We start from the raw sequence: 17,706 nt of genomic DNA on the forward strand, positions 1-17,706 counted from the left end.
GCCGCCAGATGGATCGTCTTTTCACGATCCGGAAAAACGTTAGCCGAGGATTTCCTGAGAGTCAATCAGCGCGTTAGCCACGCTGCCGATCGAAACACGGCGTTCCATCGCCTGACGCCGCAGGAAATGGTACGCTTCCTCTTCATTCATGTTCTTCATGCGCATGACGATGGCCTTGGCGCGCTCAACGCTGCGCATCGTTCGCAGATTTTCATCCAGCCTGTCGATCCGGCCACGCAGGCGCCGTTCGTAGAGAAAATGCTCCCGCGCCAGAAACAGGCTGGACTGAACGCTCGCCGGTTGCAGCGGATAGTGCAGAATCGATTGCGTGGCACAGTTGCGAACCAGTCCATAATCCACCGGCACCTTGCCTGTCGCTACGAGCACCAGGGCTGCTTCCGGCTCCCCCGGCACCCAGGGCAACCGGCTGGGCAGATCCTCCGTCAGTTCGCAGTAGATGACATCGAAATCGACGGGCAGTTGCGGTGGCACCGGCCAGATATGCTGGACCCGGACCCGCGCACGCTGCAATTCCCGGATCAGGCGTTCCCCGTCGTCGCTTCGTTCCGCGATCACAGCGACATCCATGTTCGCAAATCGGAATGTCGGGCTGCGATCCTTGCCGTGCTGGACGGGCTGCCCGCGTCCGCCCGCGGGCCCGCGCGACCGGTTCTGTCCTTCCTGACGGTTGATCATGCCGCTCATGCTCGCCCCCTCCGCAGCCTAACCGAATGCCAGATTGCGGCTGTAGCCGATGAGGTATGGATCGGCCTTCACCCGGTCCTTCGATTCGAAGACCAGATCGAACTGTCCGTTTTCATTGGCACGTCCGATCCGGGTCCATAGGTCGGTATGGCCGCAGACCGGGTTGATGGAAATCTCACCCTGAGGCGCCTCGAACTCGGATCCGATGACGGAGGCGCGGAGGATTTCGGTGTCGATCGAATTCGTCTCTTCCAGTGCCTTGGCGAAGACATGCACCTGAAAATAGGACGCTTCCAGGCACATATTCGTCGGCTCATCCTCCCCGTATCGCTTCTTGTAGAGTTGGACGAAGGACGAGTTTCGCTCGTTTCCGATTTCCTGGAAGTAGGGCGCAGCCGTGATGTGCCCCTCACCGACGTCATAGCCCATGGCCTTGATCTCGGCTTCTGTGGTGGTCAGGCTTGCGATCGGGGTGACCTTCGGGTTGAAGCCGAAATCATTGTAGGTCTGGTAGAGATGGACCGTGGCGTCCCCGACGACCGTCGAAAAGATGACGTCCGGCTGGGCATTCTTCATCTCGCGCATGATTTCCGTGAATTCCTTGCGGTCTGCGCCTAGCCGGACATACCGCTCACCGACCACCTCGCCGCCGCTGTTTTTCACCAGCTCGCGCATGATCCGGTTGGATTCACGTGGATAGATGTAGTCAGCACCGACGAAGAAGAAACGCTTGCCATACATCTCCATCAGGACGCGGCACAGTTCGACGCTGTTCTGGTTCGGCGCGGCCCCGGTATAGATCACGTTTGGAGAGTATTCGAACCCTTCATAAAGGGTCGGATACCAAAGCAACCCGTTCAGCCGTTCCACCACCGGCAGCACCGCCTTGCGGCTGCTGGAGGTGTAGCAGCCGAAGATCGTATTGACCCCGTCCTCTACCATGAGCCGTTTCGCCAGACGTCCGAAGGCGCGCGCCTCCGATCCCGGGTCATAGATCACCGGTTCCAGTTCGCGCCCATTGATGCCTCCAGCGGCATTGATTTCCTCAATCGCGGTCAAGGTGCCGCGCAACTGCGTTTCCTCAATGACCGCCATGAAACCGCTTTGAGAGAACAGTACGCCGACACGCCAAGGTTCGGTCGTCTTCGTGGTATCCATTCCCGTCGTCTCCCGTCGTCGGACTGCCTGTTACAGTCAACACGATCGAACGAGAATTGCCGCCTTGTATTTTTGCGGTCATTACACCCGTTCGAACTGCGGGACGTCGATCCATGCGATCAAGCGTCCCTGGCTCCCTCCCCGGCAGGCCCTCGTGGATGCGGAAGCCGAACATCCCTGCGGCATTTACGTGACTGTCCCCGGGCGGGCCGGGGCAGATAACGAAAAAGGCGAAGGGGCCTCCACACGGCTCCGCTCATTGCGGAGACATCCGGAGGCCCCTTCGCCCTGGTATTTTCAGCGGCGCCAATGCCGCAAGCCCGCATCGCAGGCCGTCTGAAACGCTACCGTCACCGTTTCTGCAAGTCAACGGCCTTGGTCGCACAGGTCAGGATTTGAGCGGATAGGTGTCCAGATTGGCGCGCATGACGGAGATCAAGCGTTCGAGGACCGCCTTTTCATCGTCGGAGAGATTGACCAATGCCCGTTCTGCATGGGCGAGCGTGATCGACTGGACCTTCTCATAGATTTCCCGGCCCTTCGCCGTCATGGAAATCGACCGTACTCGCCCGTCCTGGTCGATACGGTCGCGCCGCACGAGGCCGTCCTCCTCCATGCGGGTGATCAACCGGCTGACCGTCGACTGTTCGATCATCGCATAGGAAACCAGTTCATTGATCGAGGCGGTTTCGTTGTAGTCCAGAACCGCGAGCAGACGCCAGTTGGAGATCGTCAGCCCCAGTTTCCGCAGGTCCTGATTCAGCAACTGGTTCATGCGGAAGGTCAGGCAGTTCATCAGGTAGGGCAGAATGCTTTCCAGCACAATTCCCGACCGGGGCGCCCCGTTTTTCGCTGCTACATCCCTACGTTCCGCCATATCCGACATGGGGCCGCGCAATCCTTTCAAACCGTATTCATTCAAAAACCCGTATTCGCTTACAGGAGTCCCGGACCCCGATCAATTGGAAGCGCCGGGGGTCGGATCGTCGATGAAGCTGCGAATGGTCGCAATGGCCCCTTCCAGCGCCTCCCCCTTTTCATCCGCCAGCGCCGCCTCGCGAAGGCGTCGAACCCAGTCGGCGGCATCCGGTCGACCAGCGACCAGGGCCGCACCATCCAGAACGCGATCGAATTTCGACAGGCCGCGCGCATGGGTGTCGCTATAGCCCTTGATCAGGCGGCGGCATTTCAGGACTTCCACAGCCAGGTGATAATCGAAGCGCAAGGTCCCCTGCGCCCGTTCCAACCAGGCTTGCCAATGTGCGGCCTCTCGGTGGTAACGCAGGGTCCCGCGCCGCCAGCGACGCAATCCGCCGACACAATAGAGGCCCAGAAACGGAAGCAACGAATCCGTCCGGATCCGGCGCCCCTTGTTGACCAGCCTGTCGACCAGGCCATAAAGCGCCGGGCGCGATTCAACAAAGGCCCCGATCCTGCGGGGCATCAGGCCGCAGACCTCCGCCGCGCCGGGATGCATGAACTCCGTGATGTGAACAAGGGTATCCGACCCCGCCCCGGCATGGTCATGAACCCGACGGAACCGGGCGGCCCGCACCTTCAGATCGGCGACGCGAATGACATCGTCATAGGCCATGGCATTGGCAAGATGCTTCGCCAACGCAACAGAATAGGCGAACCCCCTGGCCGCGCCGCCATTCTGTCGATCCGCAGTCAACGCGCGTTCGATTTCGTCCAGATAGGCCTCACCGTAATCGGTGTCCTGAAACTCCACGACCTTCCGCAACCCGAGCCGTGACATCTCCCGTACCGGTTCCGGAAATCCGTCGATTCGATCGGTCAGCGCCTTCCAGTGTTCGATCAGTCGCTTCGGGCCACTTGGCATGGGTTCCACGGGAGCGGGTTTCTGATCGCCCCCGGCATCCGGTTCCGCCGTTCCCTGGGCCACCGCGAAGGATCGATCGAAGGCAACCAGGCTCGCCTCGACGCCGCGCCCCGCCGCCCGGATGGTCTCCTCATAGCTTTCCTTGGAAAACGGCAAGGCGCCCGACCCGGCCAACCCGCCCAGCAGGCAGGCGGAGATATGGCTGCGGGTCTCGACGGCGATCCGGTCCATCGGAAAACAGATGAACTCCTTCGCTGCCTCTCGGGCAGAACGGAGCACGACATCCACATCGGCGCGACCGTCCCCCGGGACGATCTTTTCGGAGACCGCGAACATGCGATGCTGAGACGCGATCAGTGTGGTCCGGTCCGGTGTGACGAGACCGCGGGTGATGGCGCGCCCTGCCTCCATGATTTCAGCGGCCACCAGGACATCGACATCCCCCGGTGCCGGCATCAGGGCGAATATCGGTTCCCTTTCGGAAGCCGGCATCATCTCGACATAATAGATCGTCGCGCCGGTGCGCTGGGCGACACCGGGGACAGAGGTCGATTGCGCGTGATAGCCGTTGCGTTCGGCCACATCGACGATCCAGTCGGTCAGGACACCACCGCCCTGCCCACCAACCGCCAGGACAGCCACCTTGATGATCCCTTCGGTCTGATCCTGACCGGCCGCCGCCGTGAAATCCCGTATCGCCGCGTCGATCATGCCGCCTCTCCGAAACTCAGGCGCTTCGACTCGCGGCGCATCTGCAGCCAGGCGATGAGCCGGGCCGACTGACGCGCCAGCCAGGATTCGAACCGGCCCGGATTGTGGATCGTATCGGCACGATAGAATGACGGACACAGAACGGCCGCATCCGCGACCTCACCGCAATTGCCGCAACCGACACAGGACTCATCGATTGCCGCGACCGGATCGTCGCGCAACGGATCGTCCAACTGTTTCATGGTCAAAGACGGGCAGCCGGACAGGCGCATGCAGGCGTGGTCGCCGGTGCAGACATCCTCGTCGACGCCGAATTTCGGCACCTCCACCCGACCACCGTCCCGCATAGTCTTGGCGCGTGCCGGGCGTTCCCGGCGCTGACGGTTCAGCATGCATTCCGACGATGCGATGATGACCTTGGGACCTTCCGCATCGGTCGTCAGGGCATCCTTCAGCGTGTCCCGCACCCTGGTCACGTCGTATGTCCGGTCGATCTGGCGTACCCATTTCACGCCCACGCCGTGAACGGCACTTTCGATGGAATGCTGCGTCGACTTGGATTTGTTCTCCGCCCGGGATGACAGGATGTCCTGACCGCCGGTTGCCGCAGAATAGTAGTTGTCGACGATCATCACGACGCCGTCGGATTTGTTGTAGACGGCATTTCCGATGCTGGACGTCAGGCCGTTATGCCAGAAACCGCCGTCCCCCAGGATGGAGATCGGGCGCCGCTCCCCGCCGCCGTCGAAGGCCGCGTTGGAGGCCGGCCCCAGTCCGAATCCCATCGTCGTCCCGCCGATTTCGAAGGGGGGCATGATTGAGAACAGGTGACAGCCGATATCCGCAGCAATCTGATGCGGCCCCATTTCCTGTTCCACCAGTTTCATCGCCGCGAATATCGGTCGTTCCGGACAGCCGGTGCAGAATCCGGGTGGCCGCATCGGCACGGTCCTGGTCAGGTCTTCGCCGTAGGAATCGGGTGTCGGCTTGTTCGGTGCCCGATCCTTCGCCTGCAAGAGCGATGGATCGAAATCCTTCAGGAAGGACGAGATGCCGTCCAGCATGGCCGCGCCGGTATACTCCCCGGCAGGGGGCAGCACTTCCTTGCCGATCAGTTTCGTTGTCGCCCCGGACTTATAAAGCATCGATCCGAAGGCCTGTTCGATATAGGCGGGTTGTCCTTCCTCCACGACCAGAACGGCGTCCTTGTCGCGGCAGAAATCCAGAAACTCCTCGTCGACGAGGGGATAGGTAACGTTCAGGACATAGAGCGGGATCGCCGTGTCGCCGTGCACATTGGCAAGGCCCAGACGCTGCAGGGCCCGGATGACCGTGTTGTACATGCCGCCCTGCAGAACGATCCCGGTCTTCGATGTCTTTGGACCGAAAAATTCGTTCAGCCCGCGCTCACGGATGAATTTCACCGCTGCGGGCCAGCGCTCGGTCACCTTCTCCTGCTCATGCTTGAAGGCGGCCGGCGGCAGGACGATACGATCGGTCTTGCGCTGCGGATTCTTCAACGCGTCGCGCACGGACAGGGGCGGCGGGACATTGTCCTTGGCGGTGAACCGGCCATGGACATGACAGGCCCGGATGCGGACCTCCAGCATGACCGGCGTGTTCGACGCCTCCGACAGTTCGAAGCCGTCATGCACTGCCTGCACCATGGACGGCAGGTTCGGGCGCGGATCCAGCAGCCAGATCTGCGACTTCATCGCGAAGGCGTGGCTACGCTCCTGCATGATGGAGGAGCCTTCGCCGTAATCCTCCCCGACGATGACCAGCGCCCCGCCGGTCACCCCGCCCGATGCCAGGTTGGCCAGCGCGTCGGAAGCCACATTGGTGCCAACCGTCGACTTGAATGCGACCGCGCCGCGGATCGGATAATGGACGGATGCCGCCAGCATTGCCGCCGCTGCGGCTTCCGACGCATTGGCTTCGTACCGCACGCCCAGTTCCGCCAGAATGTCCTGCGCATCCGCCAGCACATCCATCAGATGGGAGATCGGGGCCCCCTGATAGCCGCCGACATAGCCGACCCCGGCTTCCAGCAGCGCCTTGGTGATCGCCAGAATGCCCTCGCCGCGGAACTCCTCGCCGGCGCCGATGCGCAATTGCTGAACTTCTTTGACGAAGGATCTTTCGGCCATCGGATGCCTCCTCTAGCGCGTGATCAGGGCGGGCAGCCAGGTGCCCAGCGCCGGTACCGCGACGACAAGCGCCAGCACCAGCAGCTTGATCGTCAGGAAGGGTGCGACGGCCGCATAGATCTGCTTCATCCGGATCGAATCCGGCACCACGCCGCGCATGACGAACAGCAGCAGGCCGAAGGGCGGCGTCAGCAGCGCGATTTCCATGGTCAGCAGATAGACGACACCCAGCACCAGTTCGTCGATCCCGACCGCCTTCGCCAGCGGGATGAAGATCGGAATGGTCACCATCAGCATGCTGACCTGGTCGATGAAGCAGCCCAGGAACAACAGGATGAGGATCATGCCGACCAGCACCTGGAGGGAGGTCAACTCCCAACCGTTGATCAACCCGATCAACCCCGACGTCGCACCGCTGAAGGACAGGATCTGGCTGAAGGTCTGACTGGCCGCGATGATGAACATGATCATCACCGTCAGCAGCACGGTCTCGCGTACTGCCGCAATCAGATTGTCGAGCGACAGGGAACGGTAGGCAGCGCTGGCCACCACCGCGGCCAGGCAGCCCAAGGCCGCCGCGTCGGTCGGCGAGGCGATGCCGATCAGCAGGCTTCCAATCACCACCATGAAGATGCCGGACAGCGGCAGGACATAAATGCAGAAGGGGCGCCAGCGCTCCCACAGTGTCATGTCCGGCTGATCGTCGGCCGGTGCCAGTTCCGGCTTCGCCACCGACACCGACACGATCAGGATCACGAACAGGGTCGACAGCAGGATCGCAGGCAGGATGCCCGCAACCAGCAGTTTCGAGATCGATATCCCGGCCAGACTGCCCAGCAGAACCGCCAGAGCCGACGGCGGGATCAACATCGCGATCGCGCCCGACGCCATGATCGGGCCCATGGCGAGCGTGGGATGATAACCCTTCTTCAACATGCTGGGCATGAGGGTCGACCCCAGCATCGCCGTGTTCGCGATGGTCGATCCGGAAAGTGCGGAGAAGATCGTGCCGCCGAAAACCGTGACGACGGACAGGCGCCCCGGCACCCGGGTCACGATCCGTTCGATTGCGTCTATCGCCCGATGCGCCACCCTGGACTGAAACAGGATTTCGCCCATCAGAATGAACAACGGAATCGGGGCCAGTTGGAAATTCGAGACTGATCGCGTCGCATTGCGCGCCATCTGCACAAGACCGTTCTCGCCACCCAGGATGAAGAAGGCGCCAACGACATTGACCGCAATGAAGGCGAAGGCGACGGGCAGGCCCAGCGCCAGCAGCACAACCAGCGCGCCCAGCATCGCCACCAGGATCATGATCCAATCCATAGAACTACAATCCTGTCTGCATGCGTTCGACATCGGGCCGCGCGGCGGCCTTGAGGATGAATTCCACCGCCAGAAGCACACCGGCAATCGATGGCGCCATCAGCGGGATCCATTCCGGGAAAACCAGGATGCCGCGAACCATCGATCCGCGATCGACGGCGGTGATCAGCGCCGTGATCGACGACCAAGACAGAACCGCGGACATCAGGGCGCCGAAAACCATCATCACCAGGGTCAGCCTGCGCCGGGCAGGCTCAGGCAGGGTGATCAGAAAGATGTCCACCGCGACATGCCCGTTTCGGCGCAGAACCCAGGGCGCCGCCAGGAAGGTGGCCGCCATCAGGCCGAGCTCGATCGCGTCGACCATGCCGAACAGACCGCCCTCCCCCGCGGCCCGAAACGCCACATTGACGATCAGAGCCAGGGTCATGGCGGTCACGACCGCGCCCGCCAGAATGGCGAACGCGGTCACGATCCGCTGGTGAACCTCTACCAGAATGCGCATGACGTCGGTCAGCGCATGCAGGACTGCAGTGCTGCCGCGGCGTCCGCATCGATGGCGGCAACCGTATCCCAACCGGCGGTCCGGGCCGTCTCAAGCCATTTTGCCTTGGCGTCGTCCGCCAGTTCGATGACTTCAATCCCCGCGTCGGCCTGCTTGGCGGCTTCCGCTTCATTGATGTTCAGGTTTTCGGCATTGCGCTCTTCCAGCCACGCGATGCCTTTTTCCAACAGCGCCCGCTGCTCGTCGTTCAGGTCCTTCCAACGATCCAGATTGACCAGAATGTCGACATCGACCTGATAGAATCCCGGGTCGACGCGATACTTGGTCTGTTCGTCCCAGCCGAGGTCCAGAACGCCCTGAATCGGCCAGCCATAGCCGTCGATCGTGCCGCGCTCCAGCGCCGTATAGACATCGCCCGGAGGCGTGCGGATGAGGGTCGCGCCGAGGGACTGGAACATCGCCTGATAGACCGGCGTCGTCCGAATCGTCAGCCCCGACAGGTCGGCGCCCTCGATCGGCTTCGTCAGGTACAGATGAAAATTGATGTGATCGCCGGTGCGTCCCAGATACTTGACGTTCATCTGCTCCTGATGCATCGCGTCGATCTTGTCATAGCATCCGTTCGCGCGCTGGTCCTGAATCGTGTTCTCCGCCAGTTTCAGCGCATCGCCCATCGGCAGGATGTTCGTGTAGAAGGCCGCGGTGACATTGGCGATATCCACGACGCCGGAGGACACGGCATTGCCGACCTCGAACGGCGGCATGGCTTCCGGTCCGCCGACGGTCTGGATCTGCAGCACGCCCTTGCCGTTCTCGTTGATCCATTCGACGAATGCCTCGTAGGGGCGCGAGAAGGTAGTGCCCTGTGCGAAGGCGGTCGTGCCGCGAAGCGTGACTTCATCCGCGGCGGCGGTCCCGGCGGTCAGACCGCCCGTAACCAGCGCGGTCGCCAGTACGGCGCTTACAAAACTGCTTTTCATGGTGTCTCCTCCCTCGGAAAGACTCTGGTTGATTTTTCTGCGCCGCTGACCGGCTTGTTCGTATGCGAGTAAACTATACCCATTTGCATATAGTTTGCCGGATTTTCGAAATGGGTCAATGGGCATGCATCAATTGAAACAAAATTATACTTTCTCTGCCGCCTGCGATCGGCACGGCAAGATGAACCGGATTCGGCTGGGACCCGGGCGCCCCGGCGGGCACGCGAAAGGCCGGCCACGGCCATTGCTGGTTCAGTGAAAGCTGGCCAGGAAATCCGTCGCCGTCAGCGAAACATGGGCATCGAGCGGCGGATAGAGTTCGAAGGCCTTCGGCTCACGCGAAAAATTCCAAAGCCGGAAAAGGCACCATTCCGATCGTCTTTCCTCCGCCACGGCAAGTTCGTTGCGCGTGATATGGAAGGGTGTCCTTTCCCATCCGTTCGTCGTCTTCACCTCGATCAGGCGCGCCCGACCGTCCGCCGAAAAGCTGGCAATGTCATAACCGGCCCCATCGCCATCCTCCTGCGATACCCAGCGCACCTGCCGGGCCAGATCCTGCCGGCCACCGGCTGCCAACAGAGCCCGTTCGCGCGCCAACACGCATGCTTCGCCGGCACGTCCCAGTTCCCTGTTTCGTTCATCACGGCCGGCAACGTCGAACTTCATTGCGACCCTACGGGTCTGCTCCAGTTCCGGCGGTGGCGGTTGGTTCGATAGTGTCGGGGGCGCTCCGATCCAGATCTGGGTAGGTTCCTGAAGGCCAAATTCGTGACTGCCAAATTCTGGAAGGCTGGCGGAAGGTCCGCCCACAGGTGTTCGATGAAGCCAGCCCGGCTCGGCGGCCAGCCATCGGCCCACCGCGTCTTCCAGGGACGCCTGATAGTTGAAGGCGGGCCTGTATCCGGGAATCCAGGCTTCGCCCATCCCCTGCAGAACGGCACTGATGTTCTGGTGTTTGAACTCCACCGACCCTTCGGAGCGTCCGGCCAGCAGAGGTATGAGGGCGCGCCGATGCGCCGCCTTGCTGTAGGGGCGCCCCGCGTAATCGGCCTTCAACATCGCAAAATAGTCAGCGACGATCAGGTCGTTCTCTTCATCCGTCCAGGCACCGCTCGGCATCGGGCCAGGCTAGTCGGGCCAGAACCATTTGTCACCGTGAGGAATCAAACGAAGACGCTGAAATCGCACGGCAGACCTGCGTCCGGACGACAGGCCTCACGCAGGACCAAACGGCGTCGCCGGGTCTCGCGATAGGCCGGGCACCATGACACCAACGATTTCAGATGTTGAGAAGTGGCGGAGGGAGGGGGACTCGAACCCCCGCACGAGTTTAACCCCGTGACGGATTAGCAATCCGCTGCATTACCGCTCTGCCATCCCTCCGCATGACGGGACCGCTGCGGCCTGTCGGAGGCGGTGCAATAGCGGCTTCGGGGGGCGCTTGTCAATGCGCCTTGCGCCACCCTTTGCACGCCGATGCCACGGCACCGCATGGCCGCTGTCAGCTCTGCATCCGGCCGACCACCCAGCGGTGGAACATATGGGTCGGCCCATCCATGGCCGGGGCAAAATGGCCGCCGTCGAAACCGGGGGCATGACGGCCCTGCTGCATGCCCTCTACGACGAAGACGTCCTCCACGAAGATGCCCTTCCACTGGCGGGCATTGCGGTCGCGCAGATCGGCATAGTTGCCGTCCAGCATCGCCTCGTCGGCATAGTAGATCTCGACCCGTTCCACGGTCCGGTCGACCCCATGCGGCTCCAGCAGGATGGCATAGACATGGTCTCGGTGAACGCCGAACAGGACATTGGGATAGAGCGAGATATATTCCGCCGCGGTGTCCCATTTTTCGGAAAGGCCATCGAAATTCACGAAGGCCCGGCCGGATCCGTCAAGCTGCGGGTTGTAGACCATCGTACCCTGGCCGGAGAACTTGCCGTCCTGTTCGATGTGATAATGGTCCTCCAGCCGGGAGTAGCTGTTCAGTCCCGGATGAACCATCGGCAGGTGATAGCTCTCGCAATAGTTCTCGACCGCCAGTTTCCAGTTCGACTTCACTTCCAGCTGGAAAGAGCTTTCCGGGCCGCCGTGAAAAATCGGCCGGTCGAACTCGGCCCAGCGGGACTTCAGTTCGGCGGCGTAATCGTCGAATTCCGGAGCATCGCCGGAGATGTTGACGAAGACCACGTCATGGAACAGGGCAGCCCGCACCTCGACAAGGCCGAGTGCCGACTTGTCGAAATCCGGGTGCTCGTTGATGCCCGGCCCGCCGACATCCGGCGTGGTGCGCAGGCTGCCGTCCAACCCGTAGCACCAGGAGTGATATGGGCAGCGAATCACGCCGCGGATGGTGGTCGGCTCCTGCACCAGGATCATGCCGCGATGACGACAGATATTCTGGAACACCCGGACCGCACCGGATCGATCGCGCAGCATCAGCAGCGGCATGCCCAGGAAGTCGACCGGGACGGCGTCGCCGCTGCGCGGGACATCCTTGCCGAAGCCGATACCGGCCCAGGTCTCGAAAAAGACCTTTCGCTTCTCGCGCTCAAACGTGCCGGAATCGATATAGGCGGCATTGGGCAGGCCCGTGGCCTGGCCGATCGGCTTCAACACATTGTCGAGTTCGACGGTATCCAACGGCATTTCGGACCTCCGCAAGTTGGCGACTGCTGATCGACCGGTACTGCCGAACCAGACTCCCGCTCAATAGCGAAAAACCGCAATCTCGGTTGACCTCAAGTCAACCGAGATGGTCATTGTGTCATCAACCAGTCGCGAAAGGCCGCCATGGCGGGCGTCATGCCGCGATCCGCGGACCAGACCAGATAGTGAGATCCGGGTGCCGGCATGGCCAGATCGGTCAGGCGAACCAGATCCCCGGATTCGATCATGGGACCGACCAAGCGTTCCCAGCCCAGCGCGACCCCCTGCCCGTCCCGCGCCGCCTGAATGGCGACCGTATAGTTGTTCAGGCTGCGCCCGGAGGACGGGGCCTCGATGGGCCCCAGCCCCGCCCAGGCAAGGAAGGTATCCCAGTCGATCCAGGCCGGGTCGACCCCCTTGAGCCGCAGCAACGGCAGATGCGGCAGGTCCCCGGGCCGCACACCGCGCCGGGACGCCTTGAACTGCGGTGCACAGACCGGGTACAGCCGGTCGCCGAAGAGTTCCACCTGTTCCGTATCGGGCCAGTCCCCGAAACCGTAGCGCAATGCAAAGTCGACCGGCCCCCGACGCAACTCGATCGGATCATCGGAAACCGCATGATTGACGGTGATCTCCGGATGATCCTGCCAGAAGGCGCCGATCCGTGGGATGAGCCAGAAACCGGCGAAGGCCGTGGTGGCGCCCACCGTGAGGCTGGGCCCGTCCGTGGCGTCCCGAATGCGGCGGCAGACATCTGCGACATGGGTAAAGCCGCGTGCCAGCGCTTCGGACAGTTCCGCCCCGTCCATTGTCAGTTCGATGCCGCGATGCACACGCACAAAAAGCGGACGGCGCAACTCCTCCTCCAGCGCCTTGACCTGTCGGCTGACCGCCCCGGGCGTGACGTTCAACTCCGCCGCGGCGTCCTTCATGCTGCCGTGGCGGGCCGCGGCCTCGAAGGCGGCCAGGGTCGTCAAGGGCGGCAAATCGTAAGGTCGGCGCATGGATCGTTTCCCCGACAGCAGGCTTGTCGTCCGGCAGTTAGCCCATACAGGTGAGTTTGACGCAAGCGAACTTCGTCGCAAACGGAACACGAGCGGACGTTTCCGGTGCTTGCGGCGCGGCGCATTTTGCGGCACCGTCCGGCTTCCGCCGCCGGGTCTGTTACCCGGCCTATCCGAAACGCCCGCCCCGCCCATTCACGGAGTGCGCGATGATCCCCTCTCCCTTCTCCGCAATCCTGAAAGAAACCACGGATCTTTCCAACGAAATCCGCAGCTTCACCTTCGAGGCGCGCGACGCCACGCCCTTTGCGACGGCCCGGGCCGGAGCCCATGTCGACGTGCATCTGCCCGGCGGACTTCAGCGGCAGTATTCGCTGTGGCAATGGGACCCGGAGGGGCGCTGGGGCAGCGTTGCGGTCAAGCGCGAGGACACCGGCCGCGGCGGCTCGCGCGCGATGCACGATTTGACACCGGGCACGGAACTTCAACTGGTCGGTCCGCGCAACAATTTCACTCTGGAAGAGGACGGGCCCCATTCGATCCTGATCGCCGGTGGCATCGGCGCGACTCCGATCTACGCCATGGCCGCTCGGCTCGCGGCCTTGGGCAAATCTCAGCAGGTTCACTACCTGACACGCAGCCGCAGCCATGCGGCCTTTCAGCCTGCCTTCGAGGCGCTCGGCCTCGGCAATGCCCTGGAGTGCCGCTATGACGACACACACGGGCTGATCGATCTGAATGGCTTGTTCGGGTCCGTGCCAAAAGACAGCCATGTCTATGTCTGCGGGCCGGAGCCGCTATTGGCCGCCGTACTGGACACCGGCCGTGCCCATCTGCCGGACGAGCAGGTGCACTTCGAACGGTTTTCCGCCAATCCCAGCGCCCTTGAAGGTCCATCGGACTCCTTTGAGGTGGAACTGGCCCAGAGCGGCAAGACACTCTCCGTCCCGGCGGACAAATCCATTCTGGATGTGCTGTTGGAGAACCGGGTCAGCGTCGACTACAGCTGCACCGAGGGGGTCTGCGGCGCCTGCATCATTGATGTCCTCGACGGCGAAATCGATCATAGGGATAGCGTTCTGACGCCCGATGAACAGGCCGACAACGAACTGATGTGTGTCTGTGTCTCCCGCGCGAAGGGATCAAAACTGATCCTCGACATTTGAGGCCGGGCCCGGCGGGCAGATGCGGCTCGACCATCCGTCGCCGGATGTCGGGTGACACTGTTTTCCGTGCCTCACCGCTCCATAACCGTTTATGATGGCGGGCGAGTGAGGGAATGAAACAATGCGCCTTTTGCTGAGTTTGTTGGTATTTTTTGCAGTCCATCAGGGGCCTGCCACCGCCGAGGAGGTTCGCTTCTTCGAACCCGGGGAGGCGACGGCGGAAGACCTGCTGGAAGCCATGGCCGGCCCATCGCCCGTGTCCATCGGGGCGACGCGGGGCCTCCCGGGGGCCAGTTCCGAAACGGTCCCCACGCAAAGTGGCGGGACTGTTGGCTACCGCATCCAGTTCGACTTCGACTCCGACCGGATATCGGAACGCGATGCCCCCTTCCTGTCGGAAATCGCCCGCATGCTGGCCTTTCCGGAAATGCGCGATCGCATCCTGGTGATCGAGGGACATACCGACGCCGTGGGCAGCGAAACCTATAACCTCAATCTATCCAAACGACGCGCACTATCGGTCAGGAACTATCTGACGGACCGCTATGGCATCGACCCGCTGACGCTGCACGTGATCGGCCGGGGCGAGGCAAAACCGATCGAGCCTTGGAACCCGGAATCGGATGCGAACCGACGGGTGCAGTTTTACCTGCGCTAGGCTGGCCGGCCCGGCGCCCCTTGATCGGTGCCTTCTGAAATTCCAGTCTACTGAAGGATGAAGAAGGAGCGCCCTTGGCCATGAAGCGCCTGCTGATCGTCACCCACGCCCCGTCCCCGAACACGCGCAGGCTGCGCGACGCCGCAATCGATGGCGCCCGGGAAGGCGGCGGGGATACGGTCGAGATTTTGTCGAAACCCGCCCTGGAGGCAGGGCCGGAGGATGTCCTTCAGTCGGACGGCATCCTGCTCGGGACGACGGAAAACCTGGGATACATGTCCGGGGCGCTGAAGGACTTCTTCGACCGAACCTACTACGCGGTCCTTGAGGAGAAACAGGGGCTGCCCTATGCCCTGTATATCCGGGCCGGCATGGACGGGACCGGCACCCGCCGCGCGGTCGAGAGCATCGCCACGGGCCTGCGGTGGAAAGCAATGCGCGACCCGCTGATCTGCCGCGGCGATTGGCAGGACAGCTTCGTCGATGACTGCAGCGAGTTGGGCATGCTGGCGGCCGCGGGCCTGGACGCCGGCATTTTCTGACACCGACGGCGACGCCCCCGTCACAAGCCGGTGCTTTCGAAGCAGGGACGATTCGTCTATGCCTGAAGTTTGATCAGCGAAAGCACCGTATGCCGTCCGATGTCCTTACCCCCCGCCACGAGCGGCTCCTGTCCTATTGGAGATCCCTGTTACCGCCGGAAGGGGGCCTTCCGGCAAGGCGGCACTTCGATCCCGTCGCCATTCCGGATCTGCTGTCCTTTCTGGTCCTTGCGGATGTGGAAGGCAGCGACCTCCGATTCCGAGTCGTCGGAACTGAAATGGCGGAAGCGTGGGGCAGCGACTTCACCGGCAAGACGCTCCGCGAGATCATGCAGGGACAGTATCACGATTTCATCCGCGACCAGTTCGACGCCTGTATCGAAAGCCGCGCTCCGGTCGCCTCGCACAGCCGCTTCCAATGGGATCGCGGGCGTTGGCTCGACACGATCCGCGTCATGATCCCGCTCGCCCGTAACGCCGAACCGGCCCGCGTGGGCCATGTTGTCGTCGGCCAGTCATTCCATTACGACCGGACCGGACCGGAAACGCCCAGCGTTTACAGTCTGAAGGAAGGGACGCTGTCCGAACTGTCGCGCAGGGTCCTGGACGTACAGCCATAGGCGCCCAGCCGGGCCCGCGCTCAGTCCTGGACGTTCGATTCCACGGCTGAATTCGCAGCCGGCGCCGGGTCCTTGCAGTCCAGCAGCCAGACGTCATAGACGGCGTGCTCCACGGCGTTGAGCCCCGGACTGGACGCGAACATCCATCCGGTGAACAGGACATTCTGTTCCTGCCCCGGGCGCAGTTCGTCGATCTCGATGAAGGCCGCCGCTTCCGGTCGCTCTTCCGGTGGAGTCCGGTCGCAATGACGAACCCGGATGCGCAGCGCTCCGAAATCGATCGGCTGATCGATCTGAACCTCGAATGTGGAGACCCGCGCGGTGACCTTGTCGAGCCCCTGCAGCACGGCGATGGATTTCGGCTCGGCTGAAGCCGGCGCGATTGCGCCGAACAGAAATGCGACGCCGCAGAGGGCGCCCTTCCGGATTGGTCCAGACACCCCGATCATTCAGCCAGCTCCGCCGAAAAGCGCAGACGCACATAATCCGCCACCCAGGTACCGTCCGGATCCGTCAATACGGGCCGCAGGGCGTCGCGGATCTGGTCGATGGCAGCCACGCGTTCCGTCTCGTCGATCCGATTGAGGAAGCTCTCCCCGAAAGACGCCAGCCATCCGTCGACATCGCCCGGCAGCGGTGTCGGCCGATTGATCAATTCGATGGATTTCACAACGAAGCCTTCCGCCTCCAGGACGTCACGATAGGCATCAGGAGTCGGAAAGTACCAGGGATCGGCGTCGTCCGGATCAATCCCACGGGCGGCGACCGCGACCCGAAGGGCGGTGCGCAGCGTCTGGACATTGCCCACGCCGCCGAACTCGCCGACAAAGCGCCCGCCGGGCTTCAGCGCCCTTCGCACCCCGGAGACTACGGCCGCGGCATCCTTCATCCAATGCAATGCCGCATTGGTGAACACCGCGTCGAACTGGGCGTCGAAGGTCAGGTTCTGACCATCTGCCACATGGGCGTCCAGCCCTTCGTCCCTGGCCTTTCGAATCTGATCGGCGCTGGCGTCGACCCCGACAACGTCGCAGCCCAGCGCCGCGAGTTTTCGGGTCAGGGCCCCTTCCCCGCAACCAAGATCAAGAATTCTTTCACCGGCTTTTGGGGCCAGCAAATCCACGACCGGCATCCCGAGTTCGGCGACGAATCCCGCGTTCCGGCGATACCTTTCCGGGTCCCAGTGCTGATCGGCAACCGTCATCCGGCGCTTCCTTTCATCGGGCCGAATGGCCTATTCTTCGGTGATCAGGAAAATCGCGCGGCCCAGAAGGTCCTCCAGGGCGACGACATCTTTCGTGTCGACGATTTCGTCTCCATCCGCGAGAATCTCACTGTCGGTACCCGGCGCCAGTTTGACATACATGCCGCCCAGCAGACCGTCGCCCGTGATCGCCGCAGTCGAATCCGCCGGCACCTGAATGCCTTCCTGGATCGTCATCTCGACGACCGCCTGATAAAGTTCCGGGTCGATTGACGCGTCGGTGACGGTGCCGACCTTAACCCCGCCAATGCGGACATCGGCCCCCAGCGTCAGACCGTCGATGGTGCCGAACCGGCCCGTCAGTTTGAAGCCGCTGTGGTCCGCGGCGAGGTCCGTCGCCTGATAGGCCAGATACAGGAACAATCCCGCGACGATCAGAACGACGGCGCCCATGATGGTTTCGATTACGCTGCGCTGCATGTCC

General features: G+C 62.5%; 18 protein-coding genes and 1 tRNA gene. 4 read left to right on the top strand and 15 right to left on the bottom strand.

Annotated features, from left to right (window positions below; all coding sequences use genetic code 11):
* Nucleotides 1-39: 39 nt before the first annotated feature.
* The 12 genes from R8L07_00690 to R8L07_00745 form a co-directional block, all read right to left on the bottom strand.
* Entirely contained in the window at nucleotides 40-705 is a 666-nt protein-coding gene (locus R8L07_00690; protein ID MDW3204029.1) for an ANTAR domain-containing protein, read from the bottom strand.
* Between the two features lie 18 nt (nucleotides 706-723).
* Nucleotides 724-1,863: a transporter substrate-binding domain-containing protein gene (locus R8L07_00695; GenBank protein ID MDW3204030.1), complete on the bottom strand. Its 1,140-nt coding sequence runs from the start codon at nucleotides 1,861-1,863 to the stop codon at nucleotides 724-726.
* A gap of 388 nt (nucleotides 1,864-2,251) precedes the next feature.
* Entirely contained in the window at nucleotides 2,252-2,749 is a 498-nt protein-coding gene (locus R8L07_00700; GenBank protein ID MDW3204031.1) for a MarR family transcriptional regulator, read from the bottom strand.
* A 72-nt stretch (nucleotides 2,750-2,821) separates the two neighbouring features.
* On the bottom strand, nucleotides 2,822-4,417 hold the full coding sequence (locus R8L07_00705; GenBank protein ID MDW3204032.1) for an indolepyruvate oxidoreductase subunit beta family protein: 1,596 nt from the start codon (nucleotides 4,415-4,417) through the stop codon (nucleotides 2,822-2,824).
* The gene (locus tag R8L07_00710) at nucleotides 4,414-6,567 is read right to left on the bottom strand and encodes an indolepyruvate ferredoxin oxidoreductase subunit alpha (GenBank protein MDW3204033.1); all 2,154 of its coding nucleotides are present in this window, start codon (nucleotides 6,565-6,567) and stop codon (nucleotides 4,414-4,416) included. The genes R8L07_00705 and R8L07_00710 overlap by 4 nt, the downstream gene beginning before the upstream one ends.
* A gap of 12 nt (nucleotides 6,568-6,579) precedes the next feature.
* Nucleotides 6,580-7,896 carry a TRAP transporter large permease gene (locus tag R8L07_00715; GenBank protein ID MDW3204034.1) on the bottom strand — a complete coding sequence of 439 codons (1,317 nt, stop codon included), beginning with the start codon at nucleotides 7,894-7,896 and terminating at the stop codon, nucleotides 6,580-6,582.
* Nucleotides 7,897-7,900: 4 nt separating this feature from the next.
* Complete coding sequence (locus R8L07_00720; protein MDW3204035.1) at nucleotides 7,901-8,401, bottom strand: TRAP transporter small permease; 501 nt, start codon at nucleotides 8,399-8,401, stop codon at nucleotides 7,901-7,903.
* An 8-nt stretch (nucleotides 8,402-8,409) separates the two neighbouring features.
* Complete coding sequence (gene dctP, locus R8L07_00725; protein MDW3204036.1) at nucleotides 8,410-9,381, bottom strand: TRAP transporter substrate-binding protein DctP; 972 nt, start codon at nucleotides 9,379-9,381, stop codon at nucleotides 8,410-8,412.
* Nucleotides 9,382-9,633: 252 nt separating this feature from the next.
* Nucleotides 9,634-10,500 (bottom strand): DUF3883 domain-containing protein, encoded by an 867-nt coding sequence (locus tag R8L07_00730; protein MDW3204037.1) that lies wholly within the window; start codon nucleotides 10,498-10,500, stop codon nucleotides 9,634-9,636.
* A gap of 175 nt (nucleotides 10,501-10,675) precedes the next feature.
* Nucleotides 10,676-10,764, bottom strand: a tRNA-Ser gene (locus R8L07_00735).
* A 118-nt stretch (nucleotides 10,765-10,882) separates the two neighbouring features.
* Nucleotides 10,883-12,028 (bottom strand): aromatic ring-hydroxylating dioxygenase subunit alpha, encoded by a 1,146-nt coding sequence (locus tag R8L07_00740; GenBank protein ID MDW3204038.1) that lies wholly within the window; start codon nucleotides 12,026-12,028, stop codon nucleotides 10,883-10,885.
* A gap of 110 nt (nucleotides 12,029-12,138) precedes the next feature.
* Nucleotides 12,139-13,032: a LysR substrate-binding domain-containing protein gene (locus R8L07_00745; GenBank protein MDW3204039.1), complete on the bottom strand. Its 894-nt coding sequence runs from the start codon at nucleotides 13,030-13,032 to the stop codon at nucleotides 12,139-12,141.
* 209 nt (nucleotides 13,033-13,241) lie between these two features.
* Between R8L07_00745 and R8L07_00750 the strand changes: the two genes are divergently transcribed.
* The 4 genes from R8L07_00750 (at nucleotide 13,242) to R8L07_00765 (ending at nucleotide 16,018) form a co-directional block, all read left to right on the top strand.
* Complete coding sequence (locus R8L07_00750) at nucleotides 13,242-14,198, top strand: PDR/VanB family oxidoreductase (protein MDW3204040.1); 957 nt, start codon at nucleotides 13,242-13,244, stop codon at nucleotides 14,196-14,198.
* A gap of 121 nt (nucleotides 14,199-14,319) precedes the next feature.
* Complete coding sequence (locus tag R8L07_00755) at nucleotides 14,320-14,856, top strand: OmpA family protein (protein ID MDW3204041.1); 537 nt, start codon at nucleotides 14,320-14,322, stop codon at nucleotides 14,854-14,856.
* Nucleotides 14,857-14,936: 80 nt separating this feature from the next.
* Nucleotides 14,937-15,398, top strand: a complete 462-nt coding sequence (locus tag R8L07_00760) for a flavodoxin family protein (protein MDW3204042.1) — start codon at nucleotides 14,937-14,939, stop codon at nucleotides 15,396-15,398.
* An 89-nt stretch (nucleotides 15,399-15,487) separates the two neighbouring features.
* Nucleotides 15,488-16,018, top strand: a complete 531-nt coding sequence (locus R8L07_00765; GenBank protein ID MDW3204043.1) for a PAS domain-containing protein — start codon at nucleotides 15,488-15,490, stop codon at nucleotides 16,016-16,018.
* Nucleotides 16,019-16,038: 20 nt separating this feature from the next.
* Here R8L07_00765 and R8L07_00770 read toward each other — a convergent pair whose 3' ends face one another.
* From R8L07_00770 to mlaD, 3 genes are read right to left on the bottom strand one after another with little or no spacing between them, the layout of a single operon-like run.
* Nucleotides 16,039-16,467 carry a DUF2155 domain-containing protein gene (locus R8L07_00770; GenBank protein MDW3204044.1) on the bottom strand — a complete coding sequence of 143 codons (429 nt, stop codon included), beginning with the start codon at nucleotides 16,465-16,467 and terminating at the stop codon, nucleotides 16,039-16,041.
* A complete protein-coding gene (locus tag R8L07_00775; GenBank protein ID MDW3204045.1) occupies nucleotides 16,464-17,222 on the bottom strand; it encodes a class I SAM-dependent methyltransferase in 759 nt (252 codons plus the stop codon). The genes R8L07_00770 and R8L07_00775 overlap by 4 nt, the downstream gene beginning before the upstream one ends.
* A gap of 30 nt (nucleotides 17,223-17,252) precedes the next feature.
* Nucleotides 17,253-17,702, bottom strand: a complete 450-nt coding sequence (gene mlaD, locus R8L07_00780) for an outer membrane lipid asymmetry maintenance protein MlaD (protein ID MDW3204046.1) — start codon at nucleotides 17,700-17,702, stop codon at nucleotides 17,253-17,255.
* Nucleotides 17,703-17,706 lie beyond the last annotated feature (4 nt).

Source organism: Alphaproteobacteria bacterium (assembly GCA_033344895.1).
Taxonomy (GTDB): domain Bacteria; phylum Pseudomonadota; class Alphaproteobacteria; order UBA8366; family Aestuariispiraceae; genus Pacificispira.